Genomic DNA, 20,592 nt, shown 5'->3' with positions numbered 1-20,592 from the left:
GATACCAGTTTAATATCATTAATGGTATTATAATAAGTATACTCTGATACTTAGTAAATATTTCAAACTCCCATATCAAGGATAATACCCCAACTACAGACAATATTGTAAAAAATTGGAGTATCGATACCAAGCCCGCAGCGTACGTCTGAGTAATACTACTCCCTTGGCCAACGTAAAATTTATAAAACCTATAAAAAATATAGTCGAATATACTCATTATCATTTATTTGATCTTTTTACCAATAGGTACAAAGCTAACTGATCCAGGCATTGGCATCCAGTAATACTTATCTATATGTTGTCCAATACTTTCCCCGGTAACACCCGTTGTTATTAAGTTGCCTATGAAATATACACCGGAAACAATCGCTCCAACAGGTCCTCCAAAACCAACGCCTCCCATTACCGCGTCTAGGCCATTACTAGTATTAACGCCATTGTTAATCATATCTGCGCCCGTAAAAGCTAACCCAATTATTCCTGCTCGAGCACCAAATTTAGCAGATCCTTTAACAGTAGTAGACCACTCTACAGGACCTGTATACATTGGACGAGGGCTATAAGAGACTATGCTTGCGGCTCCATTCACAATACCAGCAACACCCGCAGCTGTGTTAAGTCCATTTTCCCGTAAAGCTGAGCCCTCTTCAAAAGGGTTTACCCCAGCATAAACCATTTTAGGGTCGTCCAAAATAAAATCCTCAACACTCCATCCATTTCTGGCAGGTTTTCCTTTCCACCCGTATTTATCACTTTTATACCCACCAACTTCAACCGAACCAACTTTGCCATACACATTAACAGCGGCTTCATTGGCTTTCTCCCAGCGGTTATCATCAGTAATATTATAAAACCTGTCAAAGGTTTGCTGGCTCATCATGCGGGCATTTCTTTCCATGCCTACAGCTCCTGCACGTCTCCATAATTGGTCCGTCCAGTGGCGCCCTGAACCAGGCCCCATACTGCCTACTAACGAATAGGGATTGCCAGAGCTCACCAAGTCGTCGTATTGGTCAAAACCACTTCCCCCGCTACCCCCATTCGTTTCACAGGTTTTGCACACTAAAGGAAGTTCTATAAGCCCCGTAGGATCATTAAAAGAAACTGGATTATTAAACCCAAACCTATAAGGCGTTAGGTTTGGCATCATGTGGGCTAAAGCATCCACGCCATTGAAGCGACCTGTGGCCGGGTCGTATTGTCTGAACGGGGTATCGTAAGTATCCGTAAAGTCGTTGTACTCGGTGGCTGCATTGAACTTGTGGGCGTTTGGAGTTTGCGCTGCCCTGGTCCAGCTCGTATTTTGCTGTAGCCCGAACGGGTAGTAGTTATTGCTCTGCACTACCTTCCCTTCCGTTAACGTTACCTCAAAGTCATCAAAATACACTTCGTTTAGTGTATTGCTTTCATTAGTGAGGTAAATATAGATAAATCCTGCGATATCAGAAGTGATATTGTCTATTCTTAGCTTATGCACCGTGTTGGCCGCGGCAGGTATCTGTGTATGGCCATGCTGATGGACTTTAAAGTCTTTGGTGAATATGATATAATTGAGGTAGGCCGCGGGTTGCTGGTCATTTTGGGTACCCATCAGGCCTATACCTCCAAACATGGGGTCTATGGCCTGCTCGGTTATGCTGTATATGGCCTGCTCCATGGCATTGCCGCCGCTCACTCCGCCAAAGGCACCGGCCAGGGCGGTGATAAAGTCGTCGAGGTCTACAGGGCTGGCATTGCCGCTGCCCCCTCTGTGGTAGCCCTGCACTTTCATATCTATCCTGTCTCCGGGGTACACCGGCAAGCTAAGTGCCGGCCCGGTCATTTGCACACTGTTCAGCCTCGAAACCTCGTCTCCCGAAACTGCATCCGGGTCCGGTGCCCGGGATTTGTCCAGGTTGGTGAAGATCTCCCCTTCATGGTGGGCCTCTTCACTCTCCATGGTGGCTTTGAAGGTGTGTACTTTTTCTTTGGTGGTAAATACCGTACGTACGTTGCCCAGGTGGTCGGAAAGGTAGTACTGATACTCCCAGCTTCCGTCCAGCTCACCCGGCAGTATGCGCCCCTGCTGGTGGTGGATGTATTGCAGGGTATCGTTCTCATAGGTGAAGGCCCCAATGTAGTCGGTGGTTTTTACCAGGTTGCCGGAGGGGTCATAAACATACTTGGCAAGCTTACCCCCTGAGGCATCGTAAGTAAAGGTAACTTTGGAGCCATCCGTTTTTACGATCTGCTCGGGCATGTTCATGAAGTTATAGCTGATGTCGGCGATGTCCTTGTTGTTGTCGCTGGTAATGTTGCCGTTGGCATCGTAGGTGTAGTCAGCTCCGGGGTTGTCTCTGAAGCCTTCTATAGCCGGTTCTGCGATGCTGTTATCGGTGATAGCGGTGAGGCGGTTGCTCACTCCGGCGGTTGCATCGTTATAGTCATAGTCGAGGTCATCAATTTTTGTCCTTTGGCTGTAGTTGGCATATCTCTTCAGGTTTGTAATGTTTCCGTTCAGGTCATACCTGATGTCTTCTACATCGTAGTAGCCGGGCATGGCGGTCCAGGTACCGGTGGCGCCGGCTTTATAGGCTGCACCGGTCAGGCGGTTCTGGTCATCGTAGGTGTAGTTGTATGCCTGCTGTTTTATTTCGCCTATACCCATATTATAGCTGGTCTTCATGGCGCTTGCGTTGCCATTGAAGTAGCCGGTGTTGCCGGTCCCTGCATTGTCTTCATAGCTCAGTTCCATACCCCAGTAGTCTTTTTCGCCTGTAAAGGGGTGGGGTTCATTGGGGTTATTTTCATCGTTCTTTTCAAGGCTGGCGTTGTTGATGGATTTAAGCCAGCCTCTGATGTTATACCGGTAGTCTACGGATTGGGCATAGTCCTGGTCATGTTTATCTTTATGCAGGTTTTTCTCTATGAGCTCTCCCAGCTCATTGTAGTTGCATTCGGCCAGAAGCACCTCTCCGTACCCGAGGGTAGGGCTGATGATCCTGCTGCCTGTTTCATAAAGCGAAATATCTACTCTGAGGTCAACCGCTGAAAGTGCTGCCCTCGTGTAGATGAGTTGTTCGTTATGGTAGAAGAGGAGGCTGGTTCCATTTCTTTCTATCCTGAACCTGTCGCCTGCGGAGTATGTGCGGGTGGTGCTCAGCCAGTTGGTGCTGCTCCCGATCCTCCTTACCTGCACTTCTCCTCCATTGGTGAGATAGAAGGCATTTTCGATGGTATTCCAGTGATGGTCTGCACTGGTGGCAGACAACCCGAAAAACAGGGCTTTATCGGCGCTGGCGGCGGTCATTTCTACCCAGGCGGTGCTTCCGGCCGGCAGTATTTTAACGGATTCTGCCCCGGTATCCCAGGCATAGTTTGTGCCTGCTGTCTTTTCTATGCCGTCGCCGGTTTCTCCAATATGGTTGCTTTTTTGCCATTGGATCTGTTCTGTTACTTCATGCCAGGTTTTCAGGGGTCTGCCTACTCGGTCATAATCGAATCGCTGAACCAGGTCTATAGCTGAGGATTTGGGCTGAAGGTAAGGGAAGGAGGTTTGCACATTGGTAAAGAGGCCTCCCTGGCTGTAGATGCTCACGTCCACCATCAGTGATCCATTGTATTTCGTTTCAGAGATATGGAATACCTGGTCATTTTTCAGGAACCTGATCTCTCCGTTGACTCTTTCTATTTTGAATATATCACTGCTTTGGTATGTTTCTGAAGTTTCCAATTCATCTCCTTTTTCTAAAATGGCAACCGTGCCATCAGCTTTAAGGTATATGGCGTAGTTGATGTCGTTATAGCGGCTTCCCTGGTCTTCATGGGCAAGGCCCAGTACTTTGCTTACATCATGCTGGGCAGCAGGAAAGGTGACCCACCCGTCTGTATTGGCTTCGAGGCGGTTGAAAGAATATGATCCTCCGATGTCCCATGAGTTACTGGCGTGCTGTTTTGTCAGGGTTCCGTTTTCAAAGGTGTTTCCATGCCGGCTTGCCCATAGCACTTCGTAAGGGGGCTCTGGTGGCGCAGGTACTCCAAATGAACAACGGATGTACCCTAAAGTGGCTATGGCTTGTTGCAGGGAAGCATCTGCTACAAGAGCCTCCGCACTGCTATCTGCGAAGGTATAGGCCAGGTTATTGTTGTGGTAGATCATCACTGTGCCCTGGGCTCTTTCAATCCTGAGCTTGTCCCCCAGTTCAAGGGTTCCTATCGTGGCCAGGTATGTTCCTTTTCTATAGGCTTTAAGGTTCGTTCCGTTCATGTACATGGCAAAGTCTATGTCGTTAAACGAAACGCCATTGTCCCATTCGGAAAAGCCGAGGAATTTGTTGCCAAAGGATATTACGGTGGTTTCTATCCAGCCGTCTTCCCCGGCCTTTAGCTGGTTAGCAGAGGCCATTCCGCCTCCCCAGTTCACACTGGCTGTAGAGGTAAAAATTGAACCGGCCTGCTCTACATTGGTCATGTTTTTCCAGATAACCGGAAGGGGCAGCGTATGGCTGGTCTCTGTTTTCAGCACTTTCCCTGTAAAGTCGTAGTGGTGGCTTAGTCTTTCTATGCCTTCTTTATGGTTATTGCTTACCGACTGTATGTTACGGTATCGGTCATCATAATAGGTAACCGTGTTGATCCAGACCTCTTCTCCAAGTATGCGGGTTTTTGCTCCGGTTACTAATCCCTTAACGTTAACAAAATATGAAGGATTTTCTTCATTTGGTTCATAGGTATACTCAATTGCCGAGGCATGTGTAAAGTTATAATCATCATAATACACGACGTTCAGGAAGCTTTGCTGGTCTGCTATTTGCGGGAAGGCCATATCGCTGTAGCCAAAGTATGTTGTTCCCTTCTGTTCATAGTTCCTTATTGTAACTTCTGTATCTATACGTCCTCCGGCGGTATATATCGCAGCGTCGGCTATCAGTGCTCCTGTATTGGCTGTGGCTAATGTATAGAACACGCTTCCGTTCTGTTTATACCTTATCTCGCTTCCCTTTCTTTCTATTTGGAAGATGTCCCCCATTTCCAGTAGTCCAGTATTCCACACTTTGTTGCCGTTATGGTATACATAAAAGCGTGTGCGATCTATGTAAATGGCGTAGTCAATGGTGTTGTAGTGGGCGTTAACATCTGCATCGGAAAGGCCGATCATGTACTGGTGTGCCAGGTCGGTAATCTCAAAGTGAATGGTGCCGTCCTGACCACTTTCAAGTACTACTCCTGACGACGCTCCGGCATCTCCCCAGGCCGAGGTCTGCAGGTTTTTTTGCAAGTGCCCATCCACAAGAGCTGTTCCGGTAAAGTGTTCCCACTCTATTTTTTGATTGTAGTAGCGGTCGAGTCGTTGCTGCATGTCCTCTCTTGAAGCTGTACCCTGGTAAATACCCGATGATACCGGTCTGTCAAAAACATCATATTTCACAAACATCCACTGGCTATTAAGTCTTTGGTTGCCATCCTGGCTTAGTACGGGTCTGTCCAGCTCATCGTACACCATATAAATCCAGTCTGCTCCCGGGGTTTTGCTGCCGGTCAGCCGCCCTTTGGCATCATATTGATACTGGAAAGCCATGTTTTCTATCTGCTGGGGTGTAAGTTCATAACTTCCGGAGGCTATCAGGCTTTTGACGAGTTCGGGTTGCAGTACAAAGCGCATTCTGCCGCGTTCGTCATAAACAGCATAGGTCTTTGCCTGAAGGGCTGCTTCCTGAAGTATGGTGTAGCCTTCCGGGGCGGTATAGCTTTTGGTGGTCACTCCTTGTTCATCGGTGACGCTCTGTATGGTGAGCTGCCCTGCTGTATAGGATGATGTTGACACGGGCAGGCCTGTGGTTTCGTCTATTTTCCAAATTCTTACATTTTCGGTACCATCGTTAAGTTGCTGGTCATAGCTTGTGGTATGGGTACCGGAAAGCTGCCAGGCTTCTCCCTGGGCGCCTGACCTTTTGATCCTTCCCATGGGTGAGTTCTCCCGCTCCACTTCTGCAAAGGGTTTGAGGGTATTGGCTATGCCGTCCCCGGCTTGCTGGTAAAAGGCATTGAGCCTGGCCTGCCAGTCGTCTATGTACAGGCCGGAGCCTCCATCATGGGTAAAGGGCAGGTTGCTTTTTGACTCCCGCCCCAGGGCATCATACTCGTGTACACTGACGATATCTTTTCCCGAGGGGCTGGCTCCGATGGCCATCTGCTGTTCTACGCGGCCGTATTCATCGTAGTAGCTGATGGATTGCAGTTTGTCTGTTGCATCCAGTCTGATCACATCTCCGGCGCTTTTTGCCCCGGGTACTAAAACCTGTGTGTTGATGGAATAGGTACGGTTTTCATCTTCCAGCATGTGGGCTACACGGAAGGGGTCGGATTTCAGTTCTTTGCCAAAACCGGTTTTCCTGGTGCCTACCATGTAAAAGCCTGCGCTGGCTGCTTTGTAGTTACGCTCGGTGGCACCGGAAATCGGGCTCCCGTTTTTGTACCACTGGTATTGGTCGTGGGGCTCGGTGGTGCTGAGCTCTACCCATTCCTGGTGAAAATCGATGCCTGTCTGCCCGATGACTTTAACTACCGGAAATTTATGAACGGACACGGTTACAGCTACTTTGGCACTGTAACCCTCCTCTGGTGTGTAGCCCTGGGCATACAGTACGGTGGTGGAGCTGATCAGCAGCACTACCGATGACTTGGGTGTGGCATTGATTGGTGTGGCGTCGGAGGCATTGTTGTACCAGTAGTAGGTGCCGCTAGAGCCTGTTGCTTCAAATTTGGCATAGCCTTTCCCGTATTGTTGTTTATTGACGGCCACCGGGTTGGGCAAGGTAGCTGATATGCTATTTTTACTACGGATTCCTGCCTCTGCTGCTACAACATGGGAAAGGACAGAGGCTGTAAGCAAAATCAAAACGAAGGTGTAATGCTGTAGTTTATTTATATTCATCATCTGAAGTTTCTTTTTTAATCGGTGGAGGAGTTTAATTCAGGCAGTCTTTGTCCTGGCGAATATTCTGTGTGGTTGTAGCCGTCAGCCCGGAAATATCTGTCACTGTACAGGTCAGCGTTCCTGCTCCAAGAAATTTCTCCACAAAAACAGGATCGGAGCTGGTGATGGTACCTGATGTATTTTCGTTATGGTAGCTATAGCTCCAGGAGTAGGTATAGGCACCACATCCGCCCGTAATATTGGGGGTTACTGCTATCTGGTCTGAGTTTACGGTACAGTAGTTATAGGGGTATAATGGTCCTCCACTGAGGGAGAATGTCATTTCTGCGTTTTCTCTGTCTACTTTGATATATTTTCTGACGGTAGCCATCCCGGTGCCGTTGGCATCTACCACCTCGCATTTAATGGTAAAGTAATCTTTGCAAAGGGCCTTCAGTTGAACCGTGCTGGACCAGTCATTCTCGGGGGCAGTGGTACCCAAATAGGTTTGGTTGTCGGCCGCATCCACGGCATACCAGTTATAGTAGAGCTGGCCACACCCTCCTGAGGCATTCACGGTAAGGGTATAGTAGACTCCTAGTCCAACGGTCATATTATCTCCTCCGCCAAAACCTGCCTGAACAGGGGCTATTGCTGTCCCTTCGCATGGTGAATCAAAGTATGCATAGTTGTGCTTTGTTGTCTGTACAATATCCCGGTCGTTGTTCCTGATGTTGGTGACCTGGTTCATTTTGTTGTAGTCATAATAAACGGATTGGTCGTTGGCATCTGTTGCCGAGATAACATTGCCTTTCCAGTCATAGGCAGTGGTGGTAACACGGGCCCCTACTGGGTATACCCGCACTTCGTCCAGGGCCTCTCCTTCATTGATGGTGGCTTCGAAGGGTTTTTCCCTGTAGTACCACTGTCCGCCGCTGTAGTACCAGTAGGTAAGGGTATACGCTTTGCCGGGATCGGGGGTAAACGGAATGGTGTATTGTCCTCCTTCATGGCTTTTTTGCCCGGTTTTAGCCTGTGCTTCTGTCCCGTTTTCTTCAAAACTGTTGATGTAAACATCGGAGGCATGGGCATTGGCAATGCTGGCTACAGGGAGTTCATTTTTATAGTCCCAAACCGTGGTGGCCACTTTGTGTTTGCCGGCTGTTTGTACCTGGTTGCCTTGGGTGTCGTAGTCAAATGTGGCGCTCAGTTTATAGTTTTTGCTGCTTAGTACAGGAATTTCCGAGGTTGGTGTGGCTCCTTCGGCCTGGTTTTCCCAGTGGTAAAGGGCTTTTACGAGTATATTTTCACCGGTCATTCCTGGTTGGTCATTGGCGGGGTCGTTGTCGGCATAAAAGCCGTAGTCGGTGATGGTCCCGCCGGTCTGTAGCTCCGTGGTACCTTCTTTTCTGTATGTAAGAGCTTCTATGGGGTAAGCCAGCATGTTGCGTGAGACCATTTCGTCGTAAACAGGCTCTCCGGGATATTCGAAGGGGTAGGATATGGTGCTGTATGCTGATACGCCGTTGGCCAGTAGTGTGGTGGTTTTGTAGGGGAGGTTTTGGCTGTTGTATTCGTAGCTGGTGGTGGTGGCTTTTGAAATGCCTGCTGTCTCTGAGTACGTGGTCACGCTCTGGCTCAACCGGGTCCAGCTGGTCGGTAGCTGGTAGGTCTGCATACCGGTAATATCCCCGAAGGTTACGGTGGTACTGCTGCTGTTGTTGCCGGTGATGGTGCTTGCTGCGTTGACTACATTTTTATCGCCTGCGGCATCTATCATGAGCAGGTTAAGTCCTTTCAGGGGTGGTCGGGCTATCTCCTCGTAGGTGTGGCTGGTGCGCTGCACGGCGTGCCAGGTGTTGTTTTCATATTTATAGACTTTGCTTTCCGTGAGTTTTCCGCCGGTAAAGTCAAGCCCGGGCAGAAAGGTGCTAAAGGACTGGCTGTAGTACCCTTCTGCCTGGGTGGATGGCAAAACGGGTTCGGTAAATTTGTAGGTGGCTTTTCCTTTGCCGGGTGATTCTGTCCATACGCTGGAGTAGGTGACCATGGGGCCGCCCAGCACTGTGCTGAACAATGGGGTGACGTGGTTATTGGTCATGGGCCCGTTATACATGCTGTAGCTGCTTTTCCTGTACCACCTGTCTATGTTGTATTCAAAACTTTTGAAGTTGTACAAGGTGCCGCTGGGATTGCCCTGCTCGTCTTCGTAATGAAAGTAGGTTTCCAGGGGCTCGGCTCCTTCTACCACTACATGTTCCAGCCGGTAGCCGGGTTTTAGTTTTTCCAGGTCTTCGCTGCTTAGGGTGTAGTTTGAAAAATCATGCGGTTCGTAGTAGTATTTTATCTTTTTGCCTGAGTTATATACTATCTCGGATAGCAGCGGGTTGCCAGCTATGTTGTTGTAGGAAATCCTGGTGGCTGATATCAGGTTTTCGCGTATGGAGGGGGTTTCGGGACTGGGAAGCGGATTAAAGGGGTTTGCAGGGTTAGTGTAATAACCAATCACCTCTGAATGGTAGTGGTACACCGAGGTGAGGTTATCACCCATGCCAAGCGATACATGTCCTGTTTGTTTCCATTCGGCCCCGTCCTTTACTTCGATTATGATTTTGGTAAGCTCTTTCAGGCTTCCATTGCCAAATGGTGAGCCATTATCGATATCTCTGGCATCAAATGTTATCCTGTTGCCTGACAGACCGTTATCCAGGGTGATGCTCCCCAGGAAGGGTACAAAGTGATAGCGGGCCAGGTCAAGTTTCTGGTTCGCTATAAAATAGGCAAAGCTGGCCTCAAACCGCCCGGGAAGGCTCTGGTCTGCATAGTAGTCGTTTTCTACGAGTATGGGCTCTCCATAGCTAAGCACAACTTCTTCCTTCAAGGGTGAAATGATCTTAACCAGGTACCAGCCGGTTACAGCCAGTTTATTCTCTCCGTCCCGGCTGATATGCTCCAGCCCACCGGGGCCTCCGAATATATACCGGTAGCCTTGTGCATCACGGACCATCCATTCATCGTTTTCGTTGGTAAGGGGTTCTATCTTTAACTGGTTGGAGGGATCGGTAATAAGTTCTCCCTGTGGGGTAAAAGCAAAGCTGCCTTTATACCCGGCAAAATTGAAATAGAAAATGTCAGGCCCTGTATCGGTCGTCCCGCTCACGGCCTGGTTAATGTAGGTTGATGAGGCGGCGGACAGGTTGGCGGGGAGGTTTGAGCCAACATATCCGTTGGCTTCAAAGTCGCTGATGCCGTTGATCACCCGGGTGATCATGCCGGCTCCTTCAAGCACCCAGTCGTTGCCTACCCACGTCCTTGCCGGGCCTTCCCTGTCAAGTGCAGGATGATACCTCAACGACAGGGGCAGGTTGATGTCTTTTCCTGTGAGCGCATAAACCGGAATGGAGATGTCCGGCAATCCTGTATAGCTTCCGACGGGTATGGCTACCTGCCTGGCCAGGGCTATGGCCTCGGAAGAGGGCAACACCGCCTGCGGTGAAGCTATGTGATCGTTTTGTGCTGCTGCCGGTATAGTAACGCCGGACAACAAAAGTGAACCCAGGAGTATTACAGAACCAAAAATTCTGAACACTCCAACACTACTGAGCCTGGAAGAATGCATATAAGTTCTTAATCGTTAGAATAATAAAAAAATCAGTGTAGAAATTACTTTTCCGTGGGGCTGCAAAAAGTAAAACTAAAGCCAAGATTTGCTCTAAACACAAATCGCACGCAATTTATAGTTTATTCGATTAGAAATAAAACTATTTTTCTAATTATTGGAAAGTTTATATTTAAACGATGTGGGTAGTGAAGATTATTTGCGCTATTAATGAGGGCCAGGGCGGGGGTACTTTAAATTAAGGCTGGAAATGGCATGTATTTTTGTGCTTTCCAGATCGGAATATTACATGGTATTTCTAACCCTCCAGGGGTTTTAAAACTCCTGGAGGGTTAGAAATTACTTCTCACTAAACTTCAGATACACCACACCAAGTGGTGGCAAGGTGAGGGTGATGGAGTTGTCCCTTCCATGGGCCTGTAAGGGCTCCGAAGCAATGGCTTTATTATTTTTCACATGGCTTCCGCCATAGGTTTGGTCATCGCTGTTGAAGACCTCTTTCCAAAAACCTTTTTCGGGCACACCTACACGATAGTTTTCCCGGGGAACAGGGGTGAAGTTACATATTATGAGGAGCTGCTCCTTATTGCTTAAGCCTTTGCGAACAAAGGAAATGACACTGTTAAGTGCATCATGAATATCTATCCACTCAAAACCTGCCTGCTCAAAACTGATCTCGTATAGTGCTTTCTCGGTTTTATATAGCTGATTAAGTGCTATAAGCTCCTGTTGTACACCCTGGTGGAGCGGGTAGTCGGCCAGATGCCAGTCCAGACTTTGGTCATGGCTCCACTCAGAGGTCTGCCCAAATTCACCACCCATAAACAGCAGCTTTGCTCCGGGATGGGCATACATGTAGCCATACAGCGCCCTGAGATTAGCAAATCGTTGCCATTCATCGCCCGGCATTTTATACAGCAACGGGTTTTTTCCATACACTACCTCGTCATGGGAAAGCGGAAGCATAAAGTTCTCGGTAAACGCATAGTAGGCACTAAAGGTAATCTCATTTTGATGATGCTGGCGGTGTACGGGGTCCTTTTTAAAATACTCCAGGGAATCGTGCATCCAGCCCATCATCCATTTCATACCAAAACCCAGCCCTCCGATATAGGTAGGCCTTGATACCATCGGCCACGAAGTAGACTCCTCCGCAATGGTATGCACGTCAGGAAACCTGGCGTAAACAGCCTCGTTAAATTCCTTTAAAAATGAGATTGCGTCGAGGTTTTCATTGCCTCCATACTGGTTTGGCTCCCACTCGCCTTCTTTTCTGGAGTAATCCAGGTAGAGCATAGAAGCTACAGCATCCACACGCAGGCCGTCAACATGGTATTTTTCCAGCCAATACATGGCATTACTGATCAAAAAGGCCCGTACTTCATTTCGTCCGTAATTAAATATATAGCTTTTCCAGTCAGGGTGATAGCCCTTCCTGGGATCGGCATGCTCAAATAAAAATGTGCCGTCAAAGTAATGCAGACCGTGCTGATCGGAAGGGAAATGCGATGGCACCCAGTCAAGGATAACCCCTATGCCTTCCCGGTGCAGGGCATCAATAAGGTGCATAAAGTCCTGCGGAGTGCCAAAGCGGCTGGAAGGCGCAAAATACCCCGTGATCTGATAGCCCCATGAGCCAAAGAACGGATGCTCCATCACAGGCATGAACTCCACATGGGTAAATCCCATTTTTTTAACATAAGCAGGGAGTTCAGTAGCCATTTCACGGTAGCTTAACGACCTGTTATTATCTTCAGGCACCCGGCGCCAGGAACCTAAATGCAACTCATAGACTGAGAATGCCTGTGGTTTGCCTGCGCTTTTCTTTCTTTTATCCATCCATGCCTTGTCGGTCCAGGAAGAGGTAATGTCCCACACGATGGAGGCTGTATTGGGAGGCACCTCCCATTTAAAAGCGAACGGGTCACCTTTTTCTACTTTATAACCTCCGTGGCCCGATTCTATAAAATATTTATAAACCGTACCTTCACCAATGCCGGGAATGAATGTTTCCCAAATACCGGAACCATCATACCTGACATACATGGGGTACTCGTTTCGCTTCCAGTGATTAAAATCACCAATCACCGATACACTTTCCGCACTGGGAGCCCAAAGTGCAAAGTAAGTACCCTTTACTCCCTTATGCTCTATAACATGGGAGCCCAGCTTGGTGTAAAGCTCGTAGTGCTTACCTTCTCTAAATAGATGAATGTCGTAGTCTGAAAAAAGCGTAACATGGTCTATCACCTGCACTTCTTCGGTTTTTACTGCTTTATCCGCTTTCGGTTGCCTTATTTCAGGAGGTGTTTTTGCAGTTTCGGCACTGGTCCTTTTCACGGAAGGCCGTGCTACATTCTTCTTTTCTTTTACCGTTGCTTTTGAGTTTTCTTTTTTAGCCATGGGTATACCTCCTTACTATTGATTTTATGCCCCTCAGTGGTATGATCACCCAATCAGGACGGTTGTTTAATTCATAATTCAGTTCATATATTGCCTTTTCAAGGAGGAACGTTTCCAGCAATATTTTTAGGTCCTCCTTATTATCTGGCACAAAGCTCTGCCCTTCCACATTTTCCAGGTAGCCATGCATATAAAACCTGGTGACGTGATGATACCATGTCTCAGCCCATTTTTCCAGCTTGCCGTCTTTTCGCTGTTGTTCAAACTCAGGCTGCATAATGGTGCTGTATGAAGCGTAATGGAACGACCGTATCATACCTGCCACATCTCGTAATGCAGATCTTTTCAACCTTCGCTCGCTATAGGCCCTGGCCGGCTCTCCTTCAAAGTCAATGATCACAAAGTCCTTACCTGTCCACAATACCTGACCAAGATGATAATCTCCATGGGTCCTGATTTTCATAGTAGAAATTTTGTGATCAAAAATCCGCTTAAAGCATCTTAAGACCTGTCCTTTCAGCTCGGGCAGCTCCCGGGCTTCACTTTGCATTTCCTCTGGCAGTCTGCTAATACTTTTTTGCAGATTTTGAAATGTACTCCGGGTAAGCGACTGTAATGAGGAATAAAGTGAGCGTTGATAATGTAATGAAAACGGTTCCGGTTCAAAATCGCTCTCTTCCGGATGTTCTGCCAATGCCAGGTGCATTTCAGCAGTGCGCTGCCCCAGCAGGGAAACTCTCTCGGGAAAAGGGCCATCCATCAGGTCGCGCAAAACAGGCGACATTTTTTTGTATACCAAAGGTTCTGTAAGGTCTTTTTTGGCCGCCACGGGGTGAATAGTTTTGGGCTGGGTAAGTACTTTCTCAAAAAACCTGTTAAGTACATCCCTGGTATACTCCCAGGCATCACCCTGATTGGGAACTAACTCCTGCATCATCCCCAATATAAGGCTTCCTTCCTGCTTCTTATCGTATTCTATGGCCCCTACAAACCGGGGCACGTGATTGTAGGCTGTTTTTTCGGTCAGGTAGCGTGTAATTTCAAGGTCAGGGTTAATGGTATTGTCCAGCTTCCTGTATAGCTTCAGAAAATAATTGTTGTTATAGGTCAGGGAAGTATTGCTTTGCTCGGCATTTAATACTTTGGAGTGCAGCTCTCCATTTGATTTCAAATTCCCATTCTTTTCACTGGTATAAAAAACAAGGTTTCCCGGATCAGATTTAAGCCTTCGTCCTGCTTTTATATTGCTAAACAGGGCGTTTCTGAACTCCTCGCTGTATACTGCATCGAAAAGTACCCCTTCTCTGTCGCTCAGTGCGACATTGGCTATTATTCCTTTTTTATTAATAGCGCGAAACTCTTCCTCATTCTGATAAGCCATAAAGGCCAGTGGCAGCTGGTAAACCTCGGGCAGACCTTCGTTATAGTTAACCTCAATGGTGATCAGCGTAGCGGGCATATCTTCAACAGGAATGTCAATTTGGTTAACAACACTCATGCTCTGAATTACACGAGCCTTGCCCCCGAACCAGCGGCATTCATTCATATATGCCGGTAGTACCTTGTTCTCAAGTTTCTGTAAGTTCCTGCTTGTCAAGAGATCAGCCCAGGCCGTGAGCTTAAAGGTATGCACTTCTCCTTTTTCTTCGGTATAATCCTTTTCCTTTTCAAGGATAAACCAGTAATAGCCATAGGGCGCCATAGTGAACAGGTAAGGCCTGTCGCTGATCCCGGGAAATTTATTATGACTAAAAACCTCCACAGGTACATAGTTTTCATAATCTTCCAGGTCAATTTCGGCCGCCTGCGGAAAACGTGAGAGGTTAGCCAACACCAAAATGTCCTCATCTTCATAAGTACGTGTATAGGCTATGATCTTAGCATTGGCCGGAGACAGAAAATTAATATCACCCCGCCCAAATGCCTTGTATTTCTTTCGCATGGCAATAACACGCTTCATCCACCACAATAATGAAGATGAATTGATCTGCTGGGCCTCTACATTTACCGATTCGTATTTGTATTCCGGATCGATAATTACCGGCAGATACAGCTTGTGTGGATTGGCACTTGAAAATCCTGCGTTTTTATCAGCGCTCCACTGCATAGGAGTGCGCACACCATCCCTGTCACCAAGGTAGAAGTTATCTCCCATGCCAATCTCGTCCCCATAATAGATTACAGGTGTGCCGGGTAGCGAAAACAGGAGCACATTCATCAGCTCGATTTTGCTGCGGTTATTCTCCAGCAATGGTGCAAGTCTGTGGCGGATACCTACATTGATCTTCGCCTGTGTATCTTTAGTATAAACCTTATACATGTAGTCACGCTCCTCGTCAGTTACCATTTCGAGGGTAAGCTCATCATGGTTACGCAAAAAGATCGCCCACTGGCATGACTCCGGGATCTCCGGTGTCTGGTCTATAATATCAATTACCGGGTAGCGGTCTTCCATTTTTACAGCCATGAACATTCTGGGCATAATAGGAAAGTGATAGTTCATATGGCACTCATCACCATCACCAAAGTATGAAGCTGAATCCTCTGGCCACATGTTAGCCTCAGCCAACAGTAGCTTGTTCTTATATTTTCTGTCTACATGGGCTCTCAGCTCTTTCAGAAAAGCATGCGTTTCCGGCAGGTTTTCGCAGTTGGAATCTTCCCTTTCAAAGAGATACGGGACAGCGTCCAACCTGAAACCGTCCACCCCCATGCCAAACCAGAAATCAAGTATCCTGAACACTTCTTTTTTTACCTGCGGATTGTCAAAATTCAGATCAGGCTGATGCGAGAAAAACCTGTGCCAGTAATAGGATTTCGCCACAGGATCCCACGACCAGTTGGACGGCTCATAATCCGTGAAGATAATTCGCGCATCCTTGTACTTGTTAGGGTCATCACTCCAGACATAGTAATCACGATAGGATGACCCCGGCTTTGCCCTTCTGGCTCTCTGAAACCAGGGGTGCTGATCAGATGTATGGTTGATGACCAGCTCAGTGATGACTTTCAAGCCTCGTTTATGGGCTTCTTTTATAAATTGCTTAAATATTTTAATATCTCCGTAGGAAGGGTTGATGCTATAGTAATCGGCAATGTCGTAACCGTCATCACGCAGCGGGGAGGGGTAAAACGGAAGAAGCCAGATAGCCGTTACACCTAAACTTTCAAGGTAATCCAGTTTTTCAAGAAGGCCACGCAAATCACCAATACCATCACCATTGCTGTCATAAAAAGCTTTGATATGGAGCTCATAAATGATGGCATCCTTATACCAGTATAAGTCATCTTCAATGTTAGCTTTATTTGTTGCCATAGTAGTATTCCTCCCTGGTTTAGTTTTAGTTTTTAAAGTTGGCTTTATGCGTTCGGTTCAATTTTAAATACATGGACAGGCAATGCCTGTGGGTGCAGTTCTACATAATTCCACTCATTCTGCCAGGTATACTTGCTGCCTGTAAGCAGATCATGGACCACAAGGGGTTTGTCGGCCGGAAGATCCAGGTATTCGAAAGGCACTTTTACCCAGCCCGACTGAGCGTATACAGGATCCAGGTTAACAGCAATAACCATTTTGTTTCGCTTATCCTGATCGGTTTTGGCATAACATAGCAATTGCTGATTGTCCACATCACAAAACTCTACATGCCACGTGGTTTGCAAAGCGGTATTTTCCTTTCTTATCTTATTGAGCCTGGTGATCGTATCTTTGGTTTTGGTTGTTTTCTTCCAGTCCCAATGCTTGATCTCATACTTTTCCGAATCCACATATTCTTCCTTACCGGGGTATGGCTCATTCAGCCCAAACTCGAACAAAGGGCCGTAAATACCGCAATTGGAAGACAGGGTAGCAGCCAGAGCATACCTTGCAATGAATGCTGGCTCCGGCTTATATTCCAGTGAGACCGGAAGTATATCAGGCGTATTAGGCCAGAAGTTTGGCCTGAAGTATTCTCTTACCTCCGTCCGGGTAAGCTCATGGAGATATTCCCTGAACTCCTCAGCCGTATTTCGCCAGGTAAAGTAGGTGTAGGATTGTGTAAAACCTATTTTGGCAAGCTGCTCCATAATCCGCGGCCGGGTAAATGCCTCTGCCAGAAAAATGGTTTCAGGATAGCTGTCCCTTACCTCTTTTATCATCCATTCCCAGAAGGTAAAGGGCTTGGTATGTGGGTTATCCACCCGGAATATTTTCACCCCTTTACCAATCCAGAACTCAACGATACTTTTAAGCTCCTTCCATAAATTTTCCCAGTCGTGGGTTTCAAAGTTTACAGGCAATACATCCTGATATTTTTTCGGAGGATTCTCTGCATATTGAATGGTCCCATCCGGCCTCCACTTAAACCAGTCAGGATGCTTTGCTACATAAGGATGATCCGGGGAGCACTGTATGGCAAAGTCAAGGGCTATTTCAATATTAAGTTCATTGGCTTTCTTAACCAGACTGGTAAAGTCTTCAAGTGTGCCAAGCTCAGGGTTTACAGCCTTATGTCCGCCTTCTTCAGCACCAATAGCCCATGGAGATCCAGGATCACCTTCACTCGCTGTTACGGCATTATTCTTCCCTTTTCTATGCTTGCGCCCAATTGGATGGATAGGGGGAAGGTATATCACATCAAAGCCCATTTTGGCTATTTCCGGCAAAACCTGCTCACAATCCTTAAATGTTCCGTGTTTTCCTTTGTCCGGAGAGGCCGATCTGGGAAAGAATTCATACCAGGTACTGAACAGCGCCTTCTTCCGCTCTACATTGACCTGTAATATACGGTGGTAAGTTCGTGTAAAGCTATGCTCCTGCGCTACAAACATAGCCTGGGTGGCCTCCTCGCTCAGGGCTTTCTCCACGGCTTCCGCATCCTCTACACCATTGCGAAACAGCTTAATCCATTTTTCAAGTTTTTTGCGTTGTGGTGCCGACACCCTGGCTATGCCGTCTTCCATAAGTTCCGCACCGATCAAAAGTTCCGTTTTTATATTCTGATTGGCTTCAAATTTTTTCTTAAGTCCGTCCTGCCAGGTACCATAATAGTCAATCCACCCCTTGATCGTGTATTCGTAAAATCCTTCTTCCTCCGGAGTAAAGCTGGCCATCCAATGATCGTTGGTCATGAAAGTCATAGGGACCTCAGCCCACTTCCCAGCTTTGACCGATTTTCCCTTGACAGGTTTATTTACTTTCCGGTAAAGCAGCGCCGCTTCAACCTTATCATGTCCATCAACAAAAATGTCGGCATTTACCACTATACGCTCCCCAACCGTCCTCTTTATCGGATACTTACCTCCGTCTATGAGTGGGGTCACATTTTCAATGGTCACACGCTTTTGTCCTTCCAGTTCTTTCATGGGTGTATGTCAATTTTTCAGTTGTCCATATGGAATAGGTGAGCTCCAGAATTCTGCTCCACCAAACTTCTGTGAGCATCGATATGATTCCCTTAAACTATTTCATATGTAAAAGATTTTAATCACCTGTATCAACCCAAGGCTGATATATCAGTTGAATTATATGTGATAGACCTGTCCGCTTCAGCCGCCCTCTAAAAGAGGTCTGAAAGCCAGGTTTTTATTTGATTACCGAGAAATTTCTGTGACTACAGCCAGTGCACCTGTGTTACTAAATTTAACATATAACTATGAAATATGTTACCGCTATTTTCGAAATCAATGAATACTAAATTCTAACCACATCACACTCAAACTGTTCACTCCCGTGAAGTGTATGAGCCGCAAACATTTACTATTAGCCTTTGTTTAATCAGGATGAGAAGAATGTATCAATTCATTCGCTTATTAAGCAGTGTTATTAATCAAAGTAAATGACCACACCATGATCAAAGCGACCGGAGCAATGCTATCAGGCCATAACTGTCAGTTTACAGTTTGGGCGCCATTCAGGAAAAGTGTGGATGTGGAGTTCGAAGCCGCGGATCTGGTCACTACGCGACTGGAAAAAGATGAATTTGGTTACTGGAGTAAAGAAATAGCCAACATTAAGGCCGGGGTCAGGTACAGGTTTATCCTCGATGGTCAGCAGGCATATCCCGATCCGGCATCAAAAGCTCAGCCTGATGGTGTACATTCCTGGTCAGCCGTGGTAGACGAACATGACTATGTATGGGGAGATTCACGCTGGGAGGGCATAGCGCTAAGTGACCTGATCATCTATGAGCTCCATATAGGTACATTCACCCCGAGCGGAACATTCGAATCGGCTATATCCGGGCTTGATCACCTTGTGGAGCTGGGCGTTAATGCCATTGAGATCATGCCAATTGCTCAGTTTCCCGGCAACAGAAACTGGGGGTATGACGGGGTTTATCCTTATGCAGCACAGGATAGTTACGGTGGCCATACCGGTTTAAAAAAACTTGTAGACGCTTGTCACCAAAAAAATATAGCCGTAATACTTGATGTAGTGTATAACCACCTGGGCCCGGAGGGCAATTATCTGGCAGAATATGGCCCGTATTTTACCGGTAAGCACTCAACTCCCTGGGGCAAGGCTTTGAATTTCGATGACGCATATAGTGACCATGTAAGGGCATTTTTTTTAAGAAATGCCCTTACATGGCTGAATGACTATCACATTGACGGTCTAAGGTTAGATGCTGTCCATGCTATTATTGATCACGGGGCTTATCATTTCCTGAAAGAGTTGCGACAGTGTGTTGATGAACTACAGATAAAAAACAGGAGAAGGTATTTTTTGATAGCAGAAAGTGAGCTTAACGATGTAAAGATCCTGGAGCCGTATGAAAAAGGTGGTTATGGTATTGATGCCCAATGGACTGATGACTTTCATCACGCCATACATACGCTCGCTACGGGCGAAGATGACGGCTATTACCTCGACTATGGAAAGATCGAACATCTAGCCAAGGCCTTCCGTCAGGGCTTTGTCTATGATGGTATTTACTCCCCGTTCAGAAAGAAAACCGTGGGTAACAGTCCACGTATAATGGCCTCAAACAGGTTTGTAGTTTGTATTCAAAACCATGATCAGACGGGCAACAGAATGCTTGGAGAAAGAATAGCCGAACTTGTTTCGTTTGAAATGTTAAAGTTGATGGCAGGTATCATGTTGATATCTCCATATGTGCCAATGCTCTTTATGGGAGAGGAGTACGGAGAACGCCACCCTTTTCTGTATTTTATAAGTCATGGCGACCATGACCTGATTGAAGCCGTTAGAAAAGGGCGGTCCAACGAATTCAGAGTTTTTAAATGGAAGGGGCAGGTGCCTGATCCTCAGGCTGAAGAAACTTATAACCGCTCTAAGTTAAAATGGGACTTTCATCAGGATCCCGGGCAGAAAACACTGTTTACTTATTATCAATATTTAATATCGCTGCGCAAGCAAGGCATGTTTTCTGCTTTCTTGAAAAGAAATGTGGATACGGAGGTTCATGAGTCACAAAAACTACTGATTGTGAGATCAAAAGATGCCAGCCCGGGTATTGGTATCTTGCTTACAGTGTTTAACTTTAGTAAGGAGATACAGCATATCAAAATGCCTGCCTTTCTGGAGAGATGGTACAAAATATGTGCATCATCAGATGAACGCTGGAGGGGAAAGGGCTGCCCTGGTAAAACCATTCTGCAGAAAGGCGAAGAGCTTGCGCTGGCCCCGGAATCAATGGTACTCTACAAAAGCGAAAATTCATAACCC

At 46.9% G+C, this 20,592-nt stretch carries 6 protein-coding genes; 1 reads left to right on the top strand and 5 read right to left on the bottom strand.

Annotated elements, in window-relative coordinates; translation table 11 throughout:
* Nucleotides 1–226: 226 nt before the first annotated feature.
* From LVD17_RS09840 to LVD17_RS09820, 5 genes are all read right to left on the bottom strand, one after another.
* Nucleotides 227–6,919, bottom strand: coding sequence for a DUF6443 domain-containing protein (locus tag LVD17_RS09840; RefSeq protein WP_233766428.1), 6,693 nt, complete (start codon nucleotides 6,917–6,919; stop codon nucleotides 227–229).
* 31 nt (nucleotides 6,920–6,950) lie between these two features.
* Nucleotides 6,951–10,517, bottom strand: coding sequence for an RHS repeat domain-containing protein (locus tag LVD17_RS09835; RefSeq protein ID WP_233766426.1), 3,567 nt, complete (start codon nucleotides 10,515–10,517; stop codon nucleotides 6,951–6,953).
* A 339-nt stretch (nucleotides 10,518–10,856) separates the two neighbouring features.
* A complete protein-coding gene (glgB, locus tag LVD17_RS09830) occupies nucleotides 10,857–12,920 on the bottom strand; it encodes a 1,4-alpha-glucan branching protein GlgB (protein WP_233766425.1) in 2,064 nt (687 codons plus the stop codon).
* Nucleotides 12,913–16,236, bottom strand: coding sequence for a maltose alpha-D-glucosyltransferase (gene treS / locus LVD17_RS09825; protein WP_233766424.1), 3,324 nt, complete (start codon nucleotides 16,234–16,236; stop codon nucleotides 12,913–12,915). The genes glgB and treS overlap by 8 nt, the downstream gene beginning before the upstream one ends.
* A gap of 44 nt (nucleotides 16,237–16,280) precedes the next feature.
* Nucleotides 16,281–18,266, bottom strand: a complete 1,986-nt coding sequence (locus LVD17_RS09820) for an alpha-1,4-glucan--maltose-1-phosphate maltosyltransferase (protein WP_233766423.1) — start codon at nucleotides 18,264–18,266, stop codon at nucleotides 16,281–16,283.
* A gap of 484 nt (nucleotides 18,267–18,750) precedes the next feature.
* Here LVD17_RS09820 and treZ point away from each other — a divergent pair, with 484 nt between their 5' ends.
* Nucleotides 18,751–20,589 (top strand): malto-oligosyltrehalose trehalohydrolase, encoded by a 1,839-nt coding sequence (gene treZ / locus LVD17_RS09815; protein WP_233766422.1) that lies wholly within the window; start codon nucleotides 18,751–18,753, stop codon nucleotides 20,587–20,589.
* Nucleotides 20,590–20,592 lie beyond the last annotated feature (3 nt).

Source organism: Fulvivirga ulvae (assembly GCF_021389975.1).
Taxonomy (GTDB): Bacteria; Bacteroidota; Bacteroidia; order Cytophagales; family Cyclobacteriaceae; genus Fulvivirga; species Fulvivirga ulvae.
Note: the sequence above shows the minus strand (reverse complement) of the source record. Positions and strands in the feature narration are given on the sequence as shown.